This window comes from Enterocloster bolteae (genome assembly GCF_002234575.2).
Lineage (GTDB): Bacteria > Bacillota > Clostridia > Lachnospirales > Lachnospiraceae > Enterocloster > Enterocloster bolteae.
Window position 1 is genome coordinate 4,330,981 of sequence record NZ_CP022464.2, and the last position, 22,924, is coordinate 4,353,904.

16 protein-coding genes and 2 tRNA genes are annotated in these 22,924 nt (G+C 51.4%); 1 reads left to right on the top strand and 17 read right to left on the bottom strand.

The window, feature by feature from the left end; translation table 11 throughout:
* Positions 1 to 68 precede the first annotated feature (68 nt).
* The 16 genes from araA to CGC65_RS20105 form a co-directional block, all read right to left on the bottom strand.
* Complete coding sequence (gene araA / locus CGC65_RS20030) at positions 69 to 1,565, bottom strand: L-arabinose isomerase (protein WP_002565175.1); 1,497 nt, start codon at positions 1,563 to 1,565, stop codon at positions 69 to 71.
* Between the two features lie 66 nt (positions 1,566 to 1,631).
* The gene (locus tag CGC65_RS20035) at positions 1,632 to 1,925 is read right to left on the bottom strand and encodes a hypothetical protein (RefSeq protein WP_002565176.1); all 294 of its coding nucleotides are present in this window, start codon (positions 1,923 to 1,925) and stop codon (positions 1,632 to 1,634) included.
* Positions 1,925 to 3,031 carry a GntR family transcriptional regulator gene (locus tag CGC65_RS20040; protein WP_002565177.1) on the bottom strand — a complete coding sequence of 369 codons (1,107 nt, stop codon included), beginning with the start codon at positions 3,029 to 3,031 and terminating at the stop codon, positions 1,925 to 1,927. The genes CGC65_RS20035 and CGC65_RS20040 overlap by 1 nt, the downstream gene beginning before the upstream one ends.
* Before the next feature lie 9 nt (positions 3,032 to 3,040).
* Positions 3,041 to 4,210: a multiple monosaccharide ABC transporter permease gene (mmsB, locus tag CGC65_RS20045; RefSeq protein ID WP_002565178.1), complete on the bottom strand. Its 1,170-nt coding sequence runs from the start codon at positions 4,208 to 4,210 to the stop codon at positions 3,041 to 3,043.
* 2 nt (positions 4,211 to 4,212) lie between these two features.
* The gene (gene mmsA, locus CGC65_RS20050) at positions 4,213 to 5,760 is read right to left on the bottom strand and encodes a multiple monosaccharide ABC transporter ATP-binding protein (protein WP_002565179.1); all 1,548 of its coding nucleotides are present in this window, start codon (positions 5,758 to 5,760) and stop codon (positions 4,213 to 4,215) included.
* A gap of 81 nt (positions 5,761 to 5,841) precedes the next feature.
* Positions 5,842 to 7,026 carry a multiple monosaccharide ABC transporter substrate-binding protein gene (chvE, locus tag CGC65_RS20055; protein WP_002565180.1) on the bottom strand — a complete coding sequence of 395 codons (1,185 nt, stop codon included), beginning with the start codon at positions 7,024 to 7,026 and terminating at the stop codon, positions 5,842 to 5,844.
* A 451-nt stretch (positions 7,027 to 7,477) separates the two neighbouring features.
* The gene (locus tag CGC65_RS20060) at positions 7,478 to 8,503 is read right to left on the bottom strand and encodes an ABC transporter permease subunit (protein ID WP_002565181.1); all 1,026 of its coding nucleotides are present in this window, start codon (positions 8,501 to 8,503) and stop codon (positions 7,478 to 7,480) included.
* Positions 8,503 to 9,558 carry an ABC transporter permease gene (locus CGC65_RS20065; protein ID WP_002565182.1) on the bottom strand — a complete coding sequence of 352 codons (1,056 nt, stop codon included), beginning with the start codon at positions 9,556 to 9,558 and terminating at the stop codon, positions 8,503 to 8,505. Before CGC65_RS20065 ends, CGC65_RS20060 begins: the two co-directional genes overlap by 1 nt.
* Positions 9,555 to 11,069 (bottom strand): sugar ABC transporter ATP-binding protein, encoded by a 1,515-nt coding sequence (locus CGC65_RS20070; RefSeq protein WP_002565183.1) that lies wholly within the window; start codon positions 11,067 to 11,069, stop codon positions 9,555 to 9,557. The genes CGC65_RS20065 and CGC65_RS20070 overlap by 4 nt, the downstream gene beginning before the upstream one ends.
* A 141-nt stretch (positions 11,070 to 11,210) precedes the next feature.
* Positions 11,211 to 12,314 carry an ABC transporter substrate-binding protein gene (locus CGC65_RS20075; protein WP_002565184.1) on the bottom strand — a complete coding sequence of 368 codons (1,104 nt, stop codon included), beginning with the start codon at positions 12,312 to 12,314 and terminating at the stop codon, positions 11,211 to 11,213.
* Positions 12,315 to 12,485: 171 nt separating this feature from the next.
* Positions 12,486 to 14,093: a sensor histidine kinase gene (locus CGC65_RS20080; RefSeq protein WP_002565185.1), complete on the bottom strand. Its 1,608-nt coding sequence runs from the start codon at positions 14,091 to 14,093 to the stop codon at positions 12,486 to 12,488.
* Positions 14,090 to 15,718, bottom strand: coding sequence for a response regulator transcription factor (locus CGC65_RS20085; protein WP_002565186.1), 1,629 nt, complete (start codon positions 15,716 to 15,718; stop codon positions 14,090 to 14,092). The genes CGC65_RS20080 and CGC65_RS20085 overlap by 4 nt, the downstream gene beginning before the upstream one ends.
* A gap of 152 nt (positions 15,719 to 15,870) precedes the next feature.
* On the bottom strand, positions 15,871 to 16,836 hold the full coding sequence (locus tag CGC65_RS20090) for an alpha/beta hydrolase (protein ID WP_002565187.1): 966 nt from the start codon (positions 16,834 to 16,836) through the stop codon (positions 15,871 to 15,873).
* A gap of 69 nt (positions 16,837 to 16,905) precedes the next feature.
* Positions 16,906 to 20,670: a sensor domain-containing diguanylate cyclase/phosphohydrolase gene (locus CGC65_RS20095; RefSeq protein ID WP_002565188.1), complete on the bottom strand. Its 3,765-nt coding sequence runs from the start codon at positions 20,668 to 20,670 to the stop codon at positions 16,906 to 16,908.
* Between the two features lie 41 nt (positions 20,671 to 20,711).
* The gene (locus CGC65_RS20100) at positions 20,712 to 21,065 is read right to left on the bottom strand and encodes an Hpt domain-containing protein (protein WP_002565189.1); all 354 of its coding nucleotides are present in this window, start codon (positions 21,063 to 21,065) and stop codon (positions 20,712 to 20,714) included.
* A 204-nt stretch (positions 21,066 to 21,269) separates the two neighbouring features.
* Positions 21,270 to 21,353: transfer RNA gene (locus CGC65_RS20105), tRNA-Leu, on the bottom strand.
* Positions 21,354 to 21,531: 178 nt separating this feature from the next.
* Here CGC65_RS20105 and CGC65_RS20110 point away from each other — a divergent pair.
* Positions 21,532 to 21,615, top strand: a tRNA-Leu gene (locus tag CGC65_RS20110).
* Positions 21,616 to 21,748: 133 nt separating this feature from the next.
* Here the strand turns inward: CGC65_RS20110 and CGC65_RS20115 are convergent.
* Positions 21,749 to 22,789: a LacI family DNA-binding transcriptional regulator gene (locus tag CGC65_RS20115; RefSeq protein WP_002565190.1), complete on the bottom strand. Its 1,041-nt coding sequence runs from the start codon at positions 22,787 to 22,789 to the stop codon at positions 21,749 to 21,751.
* Positions 22,790 to 22,924 lie beyond the last annotated feature (135 nt).

Consider the following 22,924-nt stretch of genomic DNA (forward strand, 5'->3'; position numbering starts at 1 on the left):
CCTGTTCCTAATCCGCAGGCCGCCTCAAACCGCCGCAGCTTCCGGACGCAAAGCATTCTGCCTCATGCCTACCTGTAAGCTGCCGCATTCCAGCGAAGCTCGTTCTTAAGAGCGCGGATGCTTGTATCCTTGTCAATATAGACTGTCTCAATACCCATGGCATCAGCCCAGTCTCCCATCTGCTCGGCCGTCAGGTCATAGGAGAACGCCGTATGGTGGGCGCCGCCTGCCAGAATCCAGCTTTCTGCCCCGGTTGCCAGGTTTGGCTCCGGCGTCCAGAACGCGGTTGCCACAGGAAGCTTAGGCATTGGCTTTTCTGTTTTTTTGCACTCCACATCGTTGATAATCAGGCGGAACCTTGTACCCAGATCCACTAAAGATGTGGCGATACCATGGCCTGTCTTGGATGTGAATACAAGTCTGGCCGGGTCCTCCCTGTCACCCATGGACAGCGGGCAGGCCTTGATGCTGATTTCCCCGTCTGCAATGGTGGGGCATACCTCCAGCATGTGGGCTTCCAGGATTCCCTCCTTGCCAGGCACTAAGTTGTATGTATAATCTTCCATGAAAGAGGTTCCCTTGGCGTCCTTCATGCCCTGGGTCATAATCTTCATCAGCCTGACCATGGCAGCCGTCTTCCAGTCGCCCTCTGCGCCGAATCCGTATCCCTTTTCCATGAGACGCTGGATAGCCAGACCGGGAAGCTGCTGCAGCTCGCCCAAATCCCCAAAGTGGGTAACGATGGCGTGGTAATCCTTCTCTAAAAGGAACTTCTCAAGGCCGGCCTCAATCTGGGCCTGTACCGCCACATGGCGCTTAAATTCCTCCGGATCCCTGCCTTCCGGCAGGATGGTGTACTTGCTGTAATACTCGTCCACCAGGGCTGTGATATCTCCCTTTGGCACAGCCTTTACATACTCGGCCAGCTCATTGACCGGGTAAGCGTCCACTTCCCAGCCAAACTTCATCTGGGCCTCCACCTTGTCGCCTTCGGTGACAGCCACATTCCTCATGTTGTCCGCAAACCTTGCCACCCTGACATGGCTGCTCTCCATGATGCCCACAGCAGTGCGCATCCATGCGGCTATGCGGCCCACCACCTTCTCATCGCTCCAGTGGCCCACAATGACCTTTCTCTCTATGCCCATGCGTGTCACCATGTGGCCGTATTCCCTGTCTCCGTGAGCGGACTGGTTCTCATTCATGAAATCCATGTCAATGGTATCATAGGGAATCTCCTGGTTAAACTGTGTATGAAAATGCATCAGGGGCTTTCTGTATTCCTGCAGTCCCAAAATCCAGGACTTGGCCGGTGAAAATGTATGCATCCAGGTGATGACGCCTGCACACTCCTCATCCGCATTTGCCTCGTTAAACGTCCTGCGGATCAGCTCATTGGTAATCAGTGTGGGTTTCCACACCACCTCATAGGGCAGGATGCCTGATTTATTAAGACTGTCCACAATGATTCCCGAATGCTCCGCCACATGTGCCAGGCACTCATCTCCATAGAGATCCTGTGAACCTGTACAGAACCAGAACTTATAATTCTTTACTGCTATCATATCTCTCATCCTCCTTAATTGTCAGCCCCTCAGGCCGCTGCCGGCCGGTTGGCGCATCGCTGTCTGTCAATCTTCTGTCTGTTCTTCTTCCTCATCATCCGGAATCTCGCCATACTTAATATATTCGCCTTTTATGAATTTCTTAAGGGACCAGCCGGCCAGAAATGCACCTATGGCGCCAAAAAGAACTGCACAGCCAAGCTGTACCATCTTGCCTCCGCCCGCAGGTTTTAAAAACTCCTGCAGCAGGCCAAAGGCCAGGTATACAAGATAGCCTCCTGCCGCCAGACGCAGTATTACGGTTATCTGAGTTGGTTTCGCGGCATTTTCTTCTTTCTTTGCACCGGTTTTTGCACCCATTACATTTCCTCCTTATGCGGCTGTTTCAGGACCTTTACCGAATCCCGCTCAATGATATCCGAATCAAACAGATAGTTACCGTCAAAATAGGGATTTTCAATCATACTTATCATGTTCTCTGCTGCTTTCCTGCCCAGCGCCTCCATGGGGTGCGGGAAGGAGGTAAGCTTTACGCCGGCCAGGGTTGCCAGGTCCGAGTTGTCAATGCTGACAACAGACAGCTGGTCCGGGATGGCAATGCCCCGCTTCTCGCAGAGTCCTGACAGCACATAGGCCACCTCATCGTTATAGCATACCACTCCCGTACAGCTTTCCAGTCTGCGAAACAGATAATCCGCCCACTGGTCCAGGTCCAGAAAATCTTCCGTGTCCAGCCATACCACATTGGCATCCTTTACCTTGATTCCTGCCTCCAGCATGCCTGACAGAAACCCCTTATACCTCAAATGCCCCTGTCCGTCATCGCTTTTGAACACGCCTCCGATATTCCGGTGGCCGTTCTTAATCAGATATTCCACAGCCTTTTTGCCCACCTGCTCGTCGTTCATGGACACGCAGGGCAGCTCCAGCTCCGGATACCGGCTGTTGAAGAACAGGATCGGGATTCCCCGTTCCTTAAGCTCCTGGTAGTAATGCAGATTTGGATTGGGGAGGGCGCTTTTGGCCGGCTCCACAATCAGTCCGTCTATAATGTCTTTGTCGATCAGGTTATTCAATATGTCCTGTTCCCTGCTGACCCGGTTGCCGGTAAAGGCAATCTGGGTGGTGTAACCTTTTTTGGAGAGAACCCTCTCGATTCCCCGCACCACAGGAGGGAAAATATAGCTGTCCACATAGGTACTGATTACAGCGATGTTCATGTACCGCTCCTGGCGCTCCGCCTTGCCGTTGCCGCCCACATACGTACCGCTTCCCCGCACCCGTAAGACCAGCTTCTGCTGCTCCAGAATATCCACGGCATGGCGCACCGTCTGGCGGCTCAGCCCGAAACGCTCGCTGAGTTCATTCTCCGAAGGCAACTTTTCGCCCACCTTCAAAGCCCCGCTGTTAATGTTTTCCAACACCCAGTTATAGACTGCTTTATATTTCAGCTCCTGTGTACCCATAATCAAAACCTATCCTTTTTTCCTCTTTGATAACAAGTCTACCGTAACCGCACCTAAAAGTACAGCGCCTTTTACGATTTTCTGGATGTCGGTGGACCATCCGTAGAGGGACATACCATTGTTCAGGATACCCATGATAAAAGCACCTACCACAGCTCCTATGATGGTTCCGATACCGCCGCTGGTAGCCGCGCCGCCGATGTAACAGGAGGCAATGGCATCCATCTCAAAACCGTCGCCGGCCTTGGGGGTTGCGGAGGCATTACGTGCGGAAAGCACGATACCTGCAATGGCACTTAAAATACCCATGTTGGTGTATACCCAGAAGAACACTTTCTCAGTATTGATACCGGAAAGCTTTGCCGCCTTGGCATTGCCGCCCAGGGCGTATATCTGGCGTCCGGCAACGGTCTTGCTGGTGATGAAATGATACAGGCCCACCAGTACGCCCATGATGACCAGCACAAACGGGATGCCGTTATAGCGTGACAGCTTGTAGAAGAAGAACCATACGATCATCAGAATGACGGCTTCCTTTATAATAACCTGCCACAATGGATTGGTTGAGAAACCATATTTTTTCTTGGTATTAATGCTCTTAAGCTCTGCCATAATAACCAGTACCGTGGCAATGCCTGCCACAATAATGGAAACCAGGTCCAGGGTGCCGTTTCCAAAGGGAATCTTCACAGTCGGCAGAAAGCCTGCGCCGATATAAGTATAACTGGTGGGAAGGGGTCCCTTTGTCTGGGCCTTTAACAGGGTATATGTAAGTCCGCGGCCCATAAGCATGGTTGCCAGGGTTACGATGAACGGCGGAATGCTGAGCTTGGATACAAACAGACCCACGAACATACCGGCCAGGGCGCCCACTGCCAGGGCAGCCAGGATGGCGACCCACATATTGGTGTGGTAGTCAATCATCAGGATACCTACGGTTGCGCCGCACAGGGCCACGATAGAGCCGACGCCCAGGTCAATGTTTCCTGTCAGACAGCATAACAGCATACCAACTGCCAGGATAACCACATATCCGTTCTGCATGATCAGGTTGTTGATGTTGGCCGGCGACATATTCTTTCCGCCGGTCATGACTGCGAAAATCAAGAACACCGCGATTAAAGCAAGTACCATGCCATACTGCTTCATATCAATATTAACTGTTTTCTTCTTATCCATCTCTACGCTTCCTTTCCATTATCCGCCATAATACATTTCATGATTCGTTCCTGGGTTACCTCTTCCTTGGTCAGCTCTCCTGCAATCCGTCCTTCGTTGATGACGTATACACGGTCACAGGTACCGATTACCTCCTGCATCTCAGAGGAGATGACGATTACCGCCTTGCCTGACTTGGCCAGTTCATTGATGACGCAGTAAATCTCATACTTGGCGCCTACGTCAATACCCCTGGTAGGCTCATCCAGAATCAGCACATCCGGCTGTGTCAGCATCCACTTGGCAAGAACCACCTTCTGCTGGTTGCCGCCCGATAGGGAGCCCACGGTCTGGTTAATGGAATTAGACTTGATGTTAATTTTCTTCTTGTAATCCTCCGCAGCCAGAATCTCATCATTTTCATTGAGAACACCGTTCTTGGAAAAGAAATTTCTCATGGCGGACAGGGTCATATTCCACTTGATATCCTTAATCAGCACAAGTCCATAATTCTTCCTGTCCTCGGACACGTATGCCAGTTTGTTGTTGATGGCGTCCTTAACGTCCTTTATATGTACTTCCCTGCCGTTTATCTTAATGGTACCGCTTATTTTCTGTCCGTAGGACCTGCCGAATATGCTCATGGCCAGCTCGGTCCTGCCCGCGCCCATAAGTCCTGCCAGGCCCACAACCTCGCCTTTGCGCACATGAAGGGAAACGTCCTTGATGACCTGCCTCTGGGCGTCGTCGGAATGGTACACATTCCAGTCCTTTATCTCGAAAATCGTATCACCAATTTCACAGTGCCGTTCCGGGTAACGGTTGGTCAGCTCGCGGCCCACCATGCCTTTGATGATGCGGTCTTCCGTAAATTCATCTCTGCCCTTCTCCAGGGTCTCAATGGTCTTTCCATCACGGATAACGGTAATGGAATCAGCCACATAACTGATTTCGTTCAACTTATGGGAGATAATTATGCTGGTGATTCCATGGGATTTAAGGTCCAGCATGATGTCCAGAAGCCGGCGGCTCTCTTCGTCGTTGAGTGCGGCTGTGGGCTCATCCAGAATCAGCAGCTCCACCTTCTTGGCCATGGCCTTGGCAATCTCTATCAGCTGCTGTTTTCCCACGCCCAGGCTGCTGATGGGCGCGTTCAGGTTTTCGCCTCCCAGTCCAACCTTTTCAAGCATTTCCTGGGCCTTCTTATGGGTAAGTGTCCAGTCAATGATACCTTTGGCTGCTTTCTGCTCATTTCCCAGAAACACGTTCTCAGCCACCGACATGTACGGGCTCAGGGCCAGCTCCTGGTGGATGATAACAATGCCCTTGGCCTCAGACTGCTTGATGCTGTGGAACTGACACACATTGCCGTTATACACGATATCCCCGCTGTATGAACCAAAGGGATAAACGCCGGACAGCACATTCATCAGGGTGGACTTTCCAGCCCCGTTCTCACCGCACAGCGCATGGATTTCTCCGCGTTTCACCTTGATATTGACATCGTCCAAGGCTTTCACGCCCGAGAATTCCTTCGTGATGTGGTTCATCTCCAAAATATAATCGGACATCTTTTCAACTCCTTTTCTTGAAAGATACTCTGTAAAAAGCGCAATCGGGCGGCGGAACCTATGCCGCCGCCCGAATCATCTTTACTGTGCCAGCTGCTCCTCTGTATAGTAGCCGCCGTCTACGATAATTTCCTTATAGTTGTCCTTGTCTACTGCTACCGGTGTGCACAGGTAAGCAGGAACCACAACCTTGCCGTTATTGTACTGTTCGGTGTCGTTGATTTCCGGCTCTGCGCCTTCCAGAACAGCCTGTACCATGGTTACGCACTTCTCAGCCAGGAGACGTGTATCTTTGTAAATGGTTGCTGTCTGGTAACCGGAGATGATGTTCTTAACTGCCATCAGCTCAGCATCCTGTCCTGTAATCAGCGGCCAGTCCTCGCCAACCTTGTAGCCGGCGCCTTCCAGAGCAGCCTTACAGCCGTATGCGAAACCGTCAAATGCGCTTGCGCAGATGTCTAACTTCTCGTCAGCATAGAAGCCGGTCAGATAGTTCTCGCAGTTCTGCTGTGCTGTTTCCTGGGACCATCTCAGGATACATGTATCCTCGAAGGAGGTACGTCCGGACTTGCAGACCAGTGTTCCGTCATCCAGGTATGGCTGAAGAACTTCCATCAGTCCGTTGTACAGGAACAGTGCGTTGTTGTCATCAGGTGAGCCCATGAAGAACTCGATGGTGTAGGACTCGCCGGCTGCCTTGGCTGCGTCCAGGTCCTTTGCTTCCTTTATGTAGTTGCCGATTGCAGTACCAACTCCCTTGTTGTCAAAGGTTGCATAGTAGGAAACTGCGTCGGTATCCATCAGAAGACGGTCATAAGCGATGATGGGGATGCCTGCGTTCTTAGCCTGCTCCTCTACGTTTACAAGTGCGGAGGAGTCGATGGATGCGATTACCAGACAGTTAACACCGGATGCAATCATGTTCTCAATCTGTGAAACCTGCATCTGCACATCATCTTCTGCATACTGAAGGTCTACTTCATATCCAAGTGCTTCCAGCTGCTTCTTCATGTTGGCACCGTCGTTAATCCAGCGCTCGGATGACTGTGTAGGCATGGCAACGCCTACCTTCTTGCCTTCCCCGGTTGCTGCCTTGGCTGCCTCGGTAGCTGCGTCTGCCGCTGCGCTGGAATCAGCCGCTGCTGCGGTTGTGTCTGCTGCCGCTGCCGCTGTGGTAGCTGCTGCCTCCTGTGAGCCGCCGCATCCTGTTAACAGTGAAGCTGCGATTGCCGTCCCCAGTATCATGCTTAAAATTTTTCGTTTCATATGTTACCTCCCATGGTTTAATTTATACATACAACTTGTGTACATGTTCACAAGCTTGTACTTTCGTTAATTCAGCCAACCCTTGCGTCATACCATCTGATTCATTTGGACTATTTTGCACTTTTGTAGATTTTACTCTGTCTGCATTGTGCGTTTCGTCAATATTTCTTACGTTTTTCTTTAAATACACTATACATTTTTGATGCTTGTTTGTCAATAGGTATTTAGAACTTTTTTATATTTTTTATTATTGTACGTACAACTTTAACGTCATTTTTCCTATTTTCGTCTAAAAACGACCTGTCTCATCCTGTAAATAGTTCTGAATCCCGTTCCCCGGACGCAAAAAATGCCAGCAAGCCGACGACAGGCTTGCTGGCACAATGTTCTGTTAAATTTTTAACTCTTTTTTGTTTACTTTTGCCTGACGGCCATGTTTCGGTGATTCCCCTTACTTGTTCTTTCTCTTCAGTGCTGCAATCAGACTCTGAAGCACGATGAAGAAGCACAGAAGGGCCGCAATGGTAATTCTCACCCACCAGGAGGAAAGCGTTCCCTGGAAGGTAATAAAGGACTCGATGGTTCCCTTAATCAAAACTCCGAAAAGGCTTCCGATAACATTTCCCACGCCGCCGGTCAGAAGGGTTCCGCCGATAACTGAGGACGCGATGGCATCCATCTCAAATCCCTTGGCCTGCTCCACGAAACCGGAGCATGTGTTCATACAGAACAGAAGGCCGCCCAGTCCAGCCAGGAATCCATCCAGCACATAAGCCTGGAGCTTGATTCTTCTCACATTCAGACCCAGCAGCAGGGCAGACTGCTCATTTCCGCCAATGGCGTAAATGGAACGGCCGAACTTGGTATACTTAAGCACTACAAACACAATGGCCAGAACCACCAGGGCGATGATAACACTGGGGTATACGTAAGGATAAATCATGACTCCCTTTTTATTCAGGTAACCGCCAAAGGGCAGGTACATCTTGAATGTGGCAATGCCGGTAAATGTCTTATTTGTGATGCTGATCATCTCCTGGCTGATAATGGAGGTCATGCCTCTTGCAAAGAACATGCCCGCCAGGGTCACGATAAAGGGCTGTATCTTAAGGTAGGCCACCAAAAAGCCCTGTACCAGGCCGAATATACATCCCGTTACCAGCACGATAAGGATGGCCGGAAACGCACCGATATTTCCCCTCTCCATCATCCAGGCCAGCATCATGCACACCATGGCCACCACAGAACCAACGGAAATGTCGATACCGCCTGTAATCATGACAATGGTCATGCCGGTTGCCACCACAATCAGGCCCGCGTTGGATATGAACAGGTTGAGGAAGTTCTGTACCTTTGCAAATCCTCTGCCGCCAAACATGATGATACCTGCTATATACATCACAAAGAATAATATGATGGTCACAGCCAGCAGGAAGGAGTTGCCGTCCAGTCTTTTCTTTTCACTTCTGTTTTTCATTATGCCACTCCTCCTTCCACGTTCTTGGATGAATGTCTGGATGCCAGACGTTTCCTGAATTTCTTAAGTTCCTCTGACTGCACAGCCACAATCAGTATAACCACAATGGCCTTATATACAGGAATCTGGTCCGCAGGCACGCTCATGGCATAGAGGGTGGTGGTCAGGGCCTGGATGGTATATGCGCCGATTACGGAGCCCAGCAGGGAGAACCGGCCGCCGCCCAGGGAGTTGCCGCCCAGGGCCACTGCCGCGATGGCATCAAGCTCCATGTTGAGGCCGATGTTGTTGGCGTCTGCGGAATAGATGCGGGAGGATGCCACCAGTCCTGCGATACCTGCGCACAGTCCGCAGAACGCATAGGCCATCCAGATGATTTTCACGGATTTAAGACCTACCAGCCGGGATGCCCTCTCATTGATGCCCACGGACTGGATGTACATTCCCATGGCTGTTTTCTTCAGCAGAATATAGGTGAGCGCCACCACGATTACAGCCACAAAAATTGGGGTGGGAATGGGAATTCCCGGTATGTTGTTGCCCAGCAGCTTATATCCGTCCACGCGGATGTATGTGATCTGTCCGTTTGTCACCAGCTGGGAGATACCCCTGCCCGCGGTAAACAGAATCAGGGTCGCCACCATGGGCTGTATCTTAAGCTTTGCAACCAGTAAGCCGTTAAAGCCGCCGCACACCACGGCCGCTGCCAGGGCTGCCAGCACAGCCAGGACGTAGGGATTGGCATACTCATTGACCGACACCTCACCGCCTGCCAGGACCCTGGTACACACAGCCGCAGCCACTGCCATGACAGCGCCCACGGAAATATCGGTTCCGGCGGAGGCAGATACCACCAGGGTCATGCCCACGGCCAGCACCACCAGCTCGCTGGCACGGTTGATTACGTCAATGATATATCCGTAGAGGACGCCGTTATTAATCGTAATCCTAAAAAACGTGGGCGTGGTAATCAGATTGATTAACAGTACTATGATAAGACAGGATAACGGAAGAAACAGCCTGTAACCTGTCAACTTTTTAAGTTTCCCCATCATTCTTCCCCTCCTCCTGCAATTGCCTTCATGATGGAATCCTGGCTCAGCTCGTCTTCCTTAAGCTCTCCCACCTTCCCGCCGTCGCGCATGACCGCCATACGGCTGCAGGTGCGGAGCATCTCCTCGATTTCAGAGGATATAAACACCACGGACATGCCGTCCTCCGCAAGCTTCAGCACCAGCTTCTGGATCTCTGTCTTGGTACCGATATCAATTCCCCTTGTAGGCTCATCCAGAATCAGAAAATCAGGATTAGTCAGGAGCCAGCGTCCCAGAATTACCTTCTGCTGGTTGCCGCCGGAGAGCTGTTTGATAGGAGTCTCCCTGTCGGCTGTCTTGATTTGAAGAATATCAATGTATTTATCCGTGAATTCCTCCTGTTCCTTCCTGCTCATGAGCCTGAACATGCCTTTCTTGGCTTGGAGGGCAATGATAATATTTTCGCGCACAGACAGATCCGCGATGATCCCCTCCTCCTTGCGGTTCTCAGGCAGATAGGCCATGCCTTCCATCATGGCGTCAATGGGAGCGTTGACCTTTAACTTCTTCCCCTTTACGGCCAGCTCGCCGCTGTCCGGCTTATCGGCGCCGTATATGGCGCGGACCAGCTCGGAACGTCCGGATCCCAGAAGTCCTGTAAGGCCGATGACCTCGCCTTTATGTATATCCAGGCTGAAGGGTTTGATGGTTCCCTTGTGGCCCAGCCCCCTGGCGCTTATGATTACATCTTCCTTGACCGTGGACACGCCCTCCTTCTTGATGGCTGCCAGATCGTCGAAATCCTTACCCATCATTTTGGCCACCAGCTGTACCCTCGGCAGCTCCTCCACCTTGAATTCTCCCACCAGGGTTCCGTTTCTAAGAACCGTAATCCTGTCGCACACAGCATATACCTGTTCCAGGAAATGGGTGACAAAGATGATTCCGATTCCCTTGTCCTTAAGCTGTCTCATCAGCACAAACAGCTTCTCCACCTCACCGTCGTCCAGGGAGGATGTGGGTTCATCCAGAATCAGCACCTTGGCCGACATATCCACCGCCCTGGCAATGGCAATCATCTGCTGGATGGCAATGGAATAGTTCTCCACAGCCATGGTCACATCAATGTGGACATCCAGTCCCTCCAACAGCTTCCTGGCATCCTCCTTCATGGTCCTCCAGTCAATCATGGGACCTTTTTTCGGTTCTCTGCCAATATAAAGGTTCTCTGCCACTGACAGATTGGGACACAGGTTCACCTCCTGGTAAACTGTGCTGATGCCATTTTCCTGTGCTTCCTGGGGCGACCGGTTGATGATGGTATTGGATGAACCTTCCATTCGGATTGTACCGGTCTCAAACTCCTCCACGCCGGTCAGCACCTTGATCAGTGTAGACTTCCCGGCACCATTCTCGCCCATAAGGGCATGGATTTCGCCTTTTCTCAAAGTAAAATCCACATCCTGTAGCGCCTTTACACCGGGGAAATTCTTGTTGATTCCCCGCATTTCCAAAACAACGTTCTGCTCCATGCGATTTCCGCCTTTCTACCGTTATACGCCCCATTTCCAGGGCTCAGTTACTAGAACACATCCAGCCTCAGGCTTGAAAAGGGGGAGAGCCGTGCAACGACTCTCCCCACCGCCTTTCCTGAACTGTTACGAAAATGTTGATTAATAAGCACGCTCAGCCTTGATAGACTCTAAATCCATGGATGTATCGAAGTAAGCTTCGTCTACATACTGAATCTTCTCAACGGTCTCGCCCTTCTCCAGCTTCTTGATGATCTCATCTACACGCGGTCCGTGTAATGGGTTGCACTCAAATGCTGCGTTTAAGTCGCCGGCTATCATGGCGTCAAATGCTGCCTTAACTGCGTCGAAGGAGAAGATGATGATGTCGCCGTCAGGTCCGCAGGTCTTGCCGGCTGCCTTGATTGCGTCGATAGCGCCGAATGCCATGTTGTCGTTCTCAGCTACTACCACATCAATATCGTCATAGGACTTAAGGAAGGATTCCATAACTTCCTGGCCCTTAGCCTGTGTGAATTCACCTGTCTGCATATCTAACATTTTCCAGTTGTCATGCTGCTTTAAGATGTTTCCGAAACCTTCTGTACGGCCAACCTGAGCGGATGCTCCGATGGTTCCCTGAAGAGTAACGATGTTGATGTCCTCGCCGTCTCTTCCCTGTGCCTTTAAGTAATCAGCCAGCCAGTTTCCTGCTGTCTCGCCTTCCTTGATGAAGTTGCCGCCTACCCAGCACTCATACAGGCTTTCATCCACGTCCATCTGACGGTCGGACAGGATAACCGGAATGCCTGCTTCCTGTGCTTCCTGGAGAACTGCTTCCCAACCTGTCTCAACAACGGGAGCCACTACGATGTAGTCAACATCCTGCTGGATAAAGCTTCTGATGGCCTTAATCTGGTTCTCCTGTTTCTGCTGTGCGTCGTCAAAAATCAGCTTGTAGCCGTTTTCCTCTGTAAAGGTGGACTTGAAGGACTCTGTATTAGCTGTTCTCCAGTCAGACTCAGCGCCAACCTGAGCGTAGCCAACCACAATCAAATCACCGGATGCAGCGTCATCCTTTGCCTCTGCCTCTGTCTCAGCCTCTGACTTCTCAGGAGCCGCCGTGGTGTCGGCTGCTGCTGCCGTTGTCTCAGCTGCTGCGGGAGCTGCTGTTGTCTCTGCAGGCTTATTTCCGCCGCCGCACCCTGCCAGCAGGGATGCTGCCATTGCTGCACATAACATAACGCTTAATCCTTTTTTCCTCATAATACGTAAACCTCCTTGATTTGTATTTTGTTTCCCCTTGTTGGTATAATCATATCAGTTGTTAATAACAAAAACAACGGAATTTCTCCGTTGTTTTGTACACGATTTTTAGAATTTTTACAGTTTGTTCATACATTTGGGTGTTTTTTTACGATTATAGTTGGATATTTTTCAATCCTCCCCTTCCCTGTCATATCCGGACTCCAGCGGAATATTCACCACAGCTCTTGTGCCCAGCCCCAGGACGCTCTTAAACTCCAGGCTGCACCGGGAACCATAGTTCAGGCGCAGGCGCTCCGCCACATTGAAAAGCCCGAAACCGCCCTTGGGAGCAGGTCCCTCCTGGAAAGCCAAATCTTTTTCCCCTCTCAGCTTCCGCCTGACGGCCTCCATCTCCTCTTCCGTCATGCCGGCTCCGTCGTCCTCCACCTCCAGCACAGCCATGTCCTCCTTTGCGTATCCCCGGACCCAGATGCGTCCCCTGCCCCTTTTATTCTTGATTCCGTGGTAAAGGGCGTTCTCCACCAGGGGCTGGAGGGTAAGCTTCAGGATTCTTCGTTCCTCCAGGGATTTTTCAAGGGTGACCTCATAATCCATAATATCCTGGTACCGGATCTTCTGGATCTGGAGATAGCTTTTGATATGGCCGATTTCCTCCCGCATGGTGATAAAATCCTTTCCGCCGCTGAGGGTTGTGCGGAAAAATTCGGACAGGGAGGTAACCATGTCCACCACAGCCCGGTTCTGTCCCCCCTCTGCCAGCCACACAATGGTATCCAGGGTGTTGTAGAGGAAATGGGGATTAATCTGCTCCTGGAGCAGCTGCAGCTCCATGACGCGGCGCTGGTTCTGTTCCTGCCGTATATCCTCAATCAGCCGTCCGATTTCCTCCTTCATGTGGTCAAAGCTTCCCGTAAGAATTGCCAGCTCATCCCCTGCCTCAATCTTGGGGCCGGAGGTAAAGTCCCCCTTTGCAACCCTCTCCGTCTCATTGCAGAGCTTCTGTATGGGCACGGTGACGCTCTTGGTTATCCTGCGGCTGAGCAGAAGGCTGATAATCAGGATGGACACCAGCAGCGTCAGGCTGACCACAATGGCTGTGTGCTCCTGGCTCTCCAGCTCCTTCTGTATCTCCTGGACATGGAGCGTCTCATAGTATACATACTCCCTGCCCTGCTTTTCAATATCAGCGGTCAGTACACGGACGCCGTAATCCAGTATTTCCATGTTTTTATCATACATGCCGTGGGGCAGGTTGTCCTCTATCTCGTCCACCCTCTGCTCCAGCTGGTCCAGGCAGTGGAGCAGCCAGTTAATCCTGGTCCGGTTGGCCCCCTCCGGCGTCCGCTTTAACAGCTGGCGGTATGTCTTTCTGGCATCACTTATGGTCTGATGCGGGTCCTTAATCTGTTCCCATCCGTAGGGCCGGTCCTCCTCCATCAGCTCATGGATGGACTGGTAGGTCCGCATTCCTATGACAATGCGGTACATGCTGTAGTCCACATCCTCCCGCAGGTTGGCCGTGACACTGTTGGCCTGGGTGATATTGGCGATACTCTGGGTGTAGGCATTGCAAAACTTGGCCACCGTGGCCATAAGATAGATAACCAGCACCGCCAGGGGAATGATGATGATAAAAGTCATCAGGTTCAGACGCTTTTCCAGGGGCAGGCGATCCAGGATATGGTTCGTGTCCCAATCCTTCCCAATGCCCTGTTCCTTCTCATTTGCTCCGTCCTGCCCTTTTTTGCCGGACCCGGTCCTCCATTTTCCCGTCATGACCCCTCCCTGCTTCCCGCCCTGTACTCCTTAGGTGTACATCCAACGGTTTTCTTAAACAGATAGCCGAAGTAATGGGAATCCTTATATCCCACCTCGTACCCGATTTCAGAGGTCTTAAGATTAGAGCACATCAGCAGCTCCTTTGCCTTTTCCATGCGCACTCCTGTCAGAAACTCCACAAAAGTCACTCCCATCTCCTGGCTGAAGATGGAGCTGAAATAGCTGGGACTGATATTGACCCTGGCAGCCACCGTGTTCAGGGAAATCTCCTCCTTGGCGTAATTATCATAGATAAACGCCTTGGCCTCATCCAGAACCTGACTGTACTTGCTGGCTGTCTGGCTGTCCCTCAGGGTCATGACCTCCTCAAAAAGCCTCACCAGCTTCTCTTTCAGCATGTCCAGGGCACAACCGTCCTTAAGTACCTTTTCCATATCCGACAATTCCCGCGGGAGACGTCCCATGTCCAGTCCCAGCTGTTCCAGAAATGTGCTGACACAGAGATAGCAGTCCATGACAATGTACTGGCGGAACATAAAAGACTGGCAGTTCTTTTCCCCCACATTCTGGAAATACTCCTCCACAAACCCGGAGGCCTCTCCCACGGTCCCCTGTTTCAGAAAATTTTCCAGGGTCTTTCTGTTCACCTTGGACGCATCCACTGAATTAATATCAATGGTTTCCCCTGTTCCGTGGACCATGCCGTCCATCTGGCTGTAGCTTATAATCCGGTTCATCTCCGTGAAAAATCTGGCGGCAAACGCCCTCCCCGCCTGCAGATAGGAGGTCTGCAAATCGCCCAGACGGTTCACACAGCTTCCAATTCCGCCGAAATACTGTATGTCCTTACAGGCTCCGGCCATCTTTCCCAGGCTGGCGGCACACTCGCTCATTCTGCGTTCCACCTCCTGCTCAGACTCCCCCGTGAGAACGAAGGCCCACCCCTCGTCCCCGCGGTCAAAAACCAGAATGTGCTGCCGGCCCTCCATCCGTTCCTCAATCGCCTCCTGGCAGGATACCACCCGGTCGGAATAGGCAACGGCAGATCCCATAGGCATGAGCTTAAACAGCATGAGCTGGTAAAAGGAGGCGGACAAATCCATCCCCACCTGTTCTCCCCTCTCCAGGGCTTCCTTAAAATTGACCCGGCCCGTCACCAGGTCCCGCAGAAGGCGCTGGCGTTCCAGCACCGTGTTCTCAGCCATCTCCAGGCGGTACTTATCCATAAGCCTGGCGTCCTCCCGCTCCTTCTCAATCACATCCGCCACCTTCTTCACTGCCTCCAGAAGCTTGGCAGCCGTGATGGGCTTCAGAAGGTAGTCCGTCACCCCGATGTGGATGGCCTGCTTGGCATAGTCAAATTCATTATACCCGCTGAGAATAATGATTTTGATTCTGGGAAATTCCTTCTTCACCAGTTCAGAGAGTTCCAGTCCGTCCATGAAGGGCATGCGGATATCTGTTATGAGGATGTCCGGCTGCACCTTCCTGATAAGCGGATATGCCAGTTCTCCGTCGCTGGCTTCCCCTGCAAATTCCAGCCCTTCCTTCTCCCATGGGATGTTGTTCTTGATGCCATTTCGCATGACAATCTCATCCTCCACAAGAAATACCTTTATCATAATCCAGTTCCCCCCTCTTATGTATTTTTTTCCATACCATCCATTTGCTGTCTTACAGTATAAAATATAACACATTCATTTTCAAGATTCTTCCTAAAAAAGAAAAAGCAGAGACCTGTGCGCTGTCTCCGCCTTTGTTTCATTTTACCGGCTTACTGTTTTTCCCGGTTCTTCCGGTTAATCCATTCCGTTGACACATCCATGGCCGCCCGGCAGGCCCTTGTCTGGTCCAGGGAATTCAGCATAACAAAATCATGGATTATGGCCTGGAACCGCAGGGCCGTCACATCCACCCCTGCTTCGCGCAGCTTCCCGGCATAGGCCTCCCCCTCATCCCTGAGCACATCCGCCTCGCCGTTCAGTATCATGGCATCCGGCAGACCCCTCAGCTGCTCCGCAGACGCCCTGAGGGGAGAGACCGTAATCTGCGCCCTGTCTTTCTGGCAGGGGGCATACTGGTTCCAGAACCACTGCATGCCTGCCCGGTACAGGTAGTATCCCGCTGCGAATTCATTGTAGGAACAGGTATCAAAACAGGCATTGGTGACCGGATAATACAGCAGCTGTTTCTGGATGAAGGGCCCCTTCCTGTACTTTGACATAAGGGTCATGGCCGCAGCCATATTGCCTCCTACGCTGTCCCCCGCCACAGTGAAGGTTCCGGGATTCATGGCATATCCCATGGACTTCACAAGGTCGGGAGCCGTACACATGACGCTGTAGCACTGCTCAATGGCGGTGGGGCAGCGCACCTCAGGCGAACGGGAGTACTCAGGGAATATCAAAAGGCAGCCAGTCCTGGCAGCCAGTTCCCTCACCAGCTTTTCATGGGTGTGGAAGCTTCCGAACACCCAGCCTGCGCCGTGGATATAAAAGATCACATTGGCCGGCTGGCAGGAAACCCCCGGATCCACCAGCCATACCGGAATGGTCCCCCATCTTCCTGTATTGACCCGCACCTTGCCGACCCGGGCGGGATATTTGTACACAGGCGTATCCTGGGCCTTTTCCAGAACCATCCTTCCCTCGGCAGGCGGCAGCTCAAATATAAGGGGCGGTTTGGAATTTGCCTGACAGACCTCCTCTGCCGCCGGCTCTAACGGTACACAACGTTTCATATGGAACTCCTTCTTGACAAAAGTCTCTACTGTCAGAATATTCCAGATTCCACGTTCTGCTCACCTGTTTTATTGATTTGCACTATTTTCTTCCGCCTTCTTATAGCATGTGATATCATGGCAGCACAGCAGGCAGGCATCCTTGCCGCCCCAGTGAATCCGGGAGGCGTCGGCCGATGACCAGACCTTAAGGACTGGATTATAGACCTCCATGGTGTAGTTTATCTTATCCTCCACCTGCTTCATGGGACACCGCTGGCAGGGCTTATCATTTTTAAAAAACGCTTCATGACAGCTCATGCCCAGCCTTGAATCCGGCGCAAGCCTGTAGGTCTTATCGTTTATAAACAACAGTTCATGACTTTCCATGTCCACCACATAAATCCATGAGTTCTGGTGGTCCAGAATGGTCCTTAAGTCCTCTGCCAAATCCACGGCGCTGTCCTGTGCCCTCTGCTTAAGGAGGAACAGGGACAGCAGCTCGGACACAAAGGAGAGTACCTCGATCTGGCTTATGGTCCACAGGCAGTGGGAGGTACAGTCATCAAATCCCACCCATCCCTTGAACACGCCGTTATCCCTGATGGCGCACTGGAGCATGGACTTGACGCCCCTTTGCTTCAACCGTTTTTGGATGTCGCCGGGAAGCTGGCCTATATCATCGCAGTAGAGAATCCCGCTCTCATTAAAGCAGCTCTGGTAATCTGTACTGAACTCCGCATAGGAACATCCCTGCAGCAAATCCTTCTGGGACCGGATTCCCCGGGCGCACCACTCAAAGGTGTTGCTGTAGCAGGTCCCATCCTCCGAATTCTCAAATACATAGGCGCGGCTCACCTGCAGACGCTCCCCCAAAAGCTCCAGCACACTTTCAACGGCCTTGTCCATCTTCTCTGACTTGGACAGGATGTTAAAGGCTCTTGGAAGCAGGTCATTTAACATCATGTCCCCATTCTGTTCCGACTCAATGGTGGTATTCACAGTTGCCTTTCGCCCCGCTCCCTGGCCGAACGCCTTGTCCTCCATGGACTGGTCGTAGATCTGGTACTGCTTTTTTCCGCAGGCCTTGGCCTGGTACAGCGCCACGTCAGCCCGCCGGAACAAAGTCTGGAAGTTCTCCCCATCCCTTGGGCATACGGCAATTCCGATGCTGCATGTAATACAGCAGTCCTTGGGCAGCTCCTCCAGCACACGCTCAAAGCACTCGATGAGCCGGCCGGCCACAGACTTTACCCGCTGTTCATTGACCACTCCCTGCAAAAGGGCCATGAACTCGTCCCCTCCAATTCTGGAGACAATATCGCTGCTGCGAAACAGCCGGGAAAGCTGCCCTGCAATCTTTGTGAGCACCGCATCCCCAAACATATGCCCGTACTGGTCATTGACCATCTTAAAATTGTCAATATCAATGACGAACAGCGCAGCCCCTTCCCCTTCCTCCCGGTTCACCAGCAGGTGTTCGATTCTCTGCCTGGCTGATTCCTTGTTGTACAGCCTGGTCAGGGTATCACGCTCCGCCCGTGCCTTTAACTCCTGGGCGGCAAGCTTTTCATCATTTATGTCAATAACGATTCCCACTGCCTTGCAGGGCTGTCCCTGGTCGTCAAACTGGGTGGTGGCCCTCAGCTTGCACCACTGATAGCGGCCCTTGGAATCAGACACCCTGAACTCCAGCTCACCATACCGCCTTCCGTCCCGTATCTCTTCGATAAGATGTCCGAACGGCGCCATATCCTCCGGATACAGATGGGATATCTTAGGTATCCGTACCGATGCCTGCTCTGAGATGGGGTCATATCCGAACTTGGCCTTCCAGTTGATGGAGTATACCACTGTGTCAGAACCGATGTCCCATTCAAAGAAAATATCATTGGTCTGTTCCATAACGATTTTATACCGTTCCAGTCCCAGGCGCAGCTCCTCCTGGGCATGTTTGGTCTGGTCAATGTCTATGATTACGCTGTAAAAATATTCCCTGCCCTCGTTATCATACATCAGACGCCCCTTGTCCAGCATCCAGATGCTGCGGCCGCTGCGGTCCTCCACCCGGTATTCCACTTCATATTCCCCGCCCCGGTTGATCTGTTCTGTCAGCTCCCTGCGCATCCGCTCCCTGTCATCCGGGCGTATCATTTCTATATAACAGTTGTTGAACCGCTCTTTTATCTCCTCCCTGGTATATCCAAGGAACCCGTCGTCAACATCCATCATGGTGAACCACCTGTCATTGCGGCAGCGCAGGATTCCCTTCAATATGTTGTGAAGAACCCGGCGGTCCTCACGGAGCCTGTTTTCGTCCAAATCCGCCTCCTGATGCGCTCTGTCCACGAGCCGCCACAGCAGCAATGCCTTTCGGCGGCGGGGATGTTCGATGTCCACCCGCAGAAGGGTCAGCTCATACCACTCCTCAGATCTGTGCTCATCCTTCAGCCGGTACTTCCAGCTCTGTTTCAGCATCCCCTCTTCAAAGAAACGCGGTATCTCTGTTTTCCATATCCGCCGCACATTGTCCTGTTCCTCCGGCACCACCAAATCATTTATGCAGCATTCCGCCACGGCTTCCAGGCATTCTCCCTGAAACAGCTTCTTAATCCGCTCGTCCGGCGCGTATACCACATGATAGCTGCCCGTGGAAAAGTCCACCTCAGCCACCGTGGTATCCACATACCGCAGCATGGCAAAATACTTCATCTGTTCCAGCTGCAGGGCGCTCAGGCTGCCGTCCCCCACCCCCAGGACACTGCCGTGGTGGGAAAGCTTTGCAGGCGCAGGGACATTGCCGTCCCGGTACCGTTTGCACAGGTCAGCCAGCTGCGGCTCCACATTCTTAAAGCAGTCCAGCAGTCTGGAGGAAAAGCATCCGCATTCACCGTTTAGAATCATGTTGAAGGCCTGTTCATGGGGAATCGCCTTCTTATAAACACGGTCCGACGTGAGGGCATCGTATGCATCCACAATGGACACGGCCTGGGCGCAGATAGGGATGGCATCTCCGTACAGCCCATCCGGATATCCCCTGCCGTCCCAGCGCTCATGATGGTACCGGCAGATGTTGTAGGCGTATTCAAGATACCCCTTATCGCTCATGCGTTCCAGGCCCTCCAGAATCTGGCATCCCCTGAGCGTATGGGTCTTCATGATTTCAAACTCTTCCGCAGTGAGGCGGCCCGGTTTATTAAGTATCTTATCCTCAATGGCAATCTTGCCGATATCGTGAAGGGCCGAGGCCGAGGCAATGACTTCAATCTTTTTCTTATCCAGCCCGTATTCAGGACAATTCCTGCACACCTCCTCCAAAAGCACCTGGGTCAGCAGACGGATGCGCTTGATATGCTGCCCCGACTCCAGACTCCTGTATTCAATGACAGATGAAAGGGCGTCCACCAGCACATCGTTGGACTCCCTCAGCTTCTGCGCCTGCTGCTCTACCATGTCCTCCAGATTATGTTTATGAAGATAAAGCTCTATGATATTATGTACCCGCCGCTTGACCACATGGGGCTCAAAGGGCTTGACAATGATGTCGGACGCCCCCAGGTCAAAGGCCCTCAGCTCCCCTTCCAGGGAGTTATCAGCCGTGATTACCACCACAGGAACCTCGTCCAGAAGCCCGTTGGCCCCCATCTCCTGCAGCACCTTGTATCCATCCATCACGGGCATCACCACATCCAGCAGCATGATGGCTATATTCTCGTGATACTGCCGCAGCAGAAGCAGGGCCTGCTCCCCATTCTCAGCCTCCAGCAGATGGTATTCCTCCTGGAACAGTCCATCCAGAATCACGCGGTTTATTTCCATATCGTCTACAATCAGTATGGTATCCCGCTGACGCATATCGTCACTTCCTCTCCGCAGCCGTAAGACACAAGCTGCCGCTAGTCATTTGCAAGTATTCTGCATATCTCCTTGTAAGCCTCTTCCAGCTCCGGATATGCTCCGGCAGCTTCATCAAAACGGTCTGCCCTGATATGGTCCACCATAAAAGAGGATATGTTAAACAGCTTATCCATACCCAGATTGGCCGTAACACCCTTAAAGGTATGGGTTGCCATCAGGGCATCCTCCCGGTTCTCTCCCTCAAAGGCCTTTGTGATCTGGGAAAAAGTACTGTCTGTCAGAAACTTCTTCAGAAACTTCTCGTACAGTGCGGAATTGCCGCTGAAACGCCGTAAGGCGCCATCTATATCCACCCCTGCGCCCTTTAATTCAAGTATTGTATTTAAATCCATGAAAATCCCCCTCATTCCGGTTCTGGTCACAGAAACCGTTCTCAAATGAAAATGACGAAAAAAATATAACATATTGTATAAATTATAGCAGGTTGAGGATATTTGTGCAACGATATGAGGAAATTACAGAACAAGTGCGGAACAAGCGGAAGTTTATGAGAAACAAAAAAGGAACCCTGCCTGGAAGGATTCCTTTTTCTAAAATGCGGGAGATGGGACTTGAACCCACACGAGCATACACCCACAAGATCCTTAGTCTTGCCTGTCTGCCAATTCCAGCACTCCCGCAACACGAATGGTAGTATAGCATAGATTTTTCGACTTGGCAACCATTTTTGACAAATTTTTTTAATTTTTTTCAAAAAACAAATTCGATAAAAAATTTAAAAAATAATATTGACAAATCGCTGCTGCTCATTTATAATAACCTTCGTTGCTTGAACAAAGCAGCAGAACAAAACAAAATGCAGAAGTGGCGGAATTGGCAGACGCGCACGGTTCAGGTCCGTGTGGTAGTAATACCTTGTGGGTTCGACTCCCATCTTCTGCAGGCAGAAAACAGGAATTTCCAGTATGGAGATTCCTGTTTTTATGTTCATTTTTTCTGCAGCAGACCGGCCAGGCACCAGACAGTCCGGCACCGCCGGCACATCCGGTCCTTCTCCGGCCCAGCAGCCGGCCGCCTATTCCCCATCCTGTTCAGGAACATACGGACATGTGGTTCTGCGCACAATCAATGTGGGGTCAAGTATCACCCGTTCCGGCTTTTCCTGTGGGTTTTTCAGCTGTTTTAACATCAGTCTGGCGGCATGCTCGCTCATCTCCCTGACATGCTGGCTCACCGTTGTCAAGCTGATGTCATAGAGTGATGAAAAAACAATATTGTCGAAACTCACCACGGAAATCTGTTCCGGAATCTTGACTCCGGACTCCCGGCAGTGCTCAACAAACCCAATGGCCATCATATCGTTGGAAATCACGATTCCCTTTGGACGGTTCTTCAAATCCGATATATAAATCTTTGCCAGTTCACTTCCCGTGTCCAGCTTCAAATCACCCTTGAATACATTTTGTTCCTTAAAGGGGAGACGGTAATTTTCCAGCGCCTGCCTGTATCCCCTGAACCGCTGCTCCGATGCGGACGAAACATCCGGCCCCTTCACAAAGGCAATCTCCGGATACCCCAGCTCAATGAGATGCATGGCCGCAATATAACCGGCCTTGAAATTGTCCGACAGCACCGAATCCCCTTCATAGGACCCCAGGATCCTGTTTACCAGCACAACCGGAATCTCAATATCATCTAATTCCTTTTCAATTTCCTCTGATTGGGCAGTAAGCAAAAATACACCTGAAAAATTAAATTGGATAGCCATATGAATGAACTCTTTTTCCCGCCTGATATCATATTCACTGTTCAGGACCATCAGCATATATCCATTGTTGTGAAGAATCTTCTGGATGTAAAAGGTAAGATCCGCATAAAACGGATTGCGGATGTCGCTGACAATCAGCGCAATGATGCTTTGTCTGCCCTTGCTCAGACTTCTGGCTATTGTATTTGGCTGATAACCTATCTCCTCCACAAAATCCAGCACCTTTTTGCGCAGCTCCTCCCCGACTCCCGGCGAGTTATTCATGGCTCTGGAAATAGTGGAACGCGATACCCCCAGCATCTGGGCCACGTCGGAAATGGTATACTTATCTTTTTTCTGGATACTCATTCTCTTACTTCCTTATCTGCTTTGAAATAACATGGCTGTGATCCACCTATCCCAATAAGCGTCTTGCTATTATTATAATATAAGTAAAAATGTAATGCAATCGGTATTGCGAGAAACGAAAAAGGAGGAGCAGCC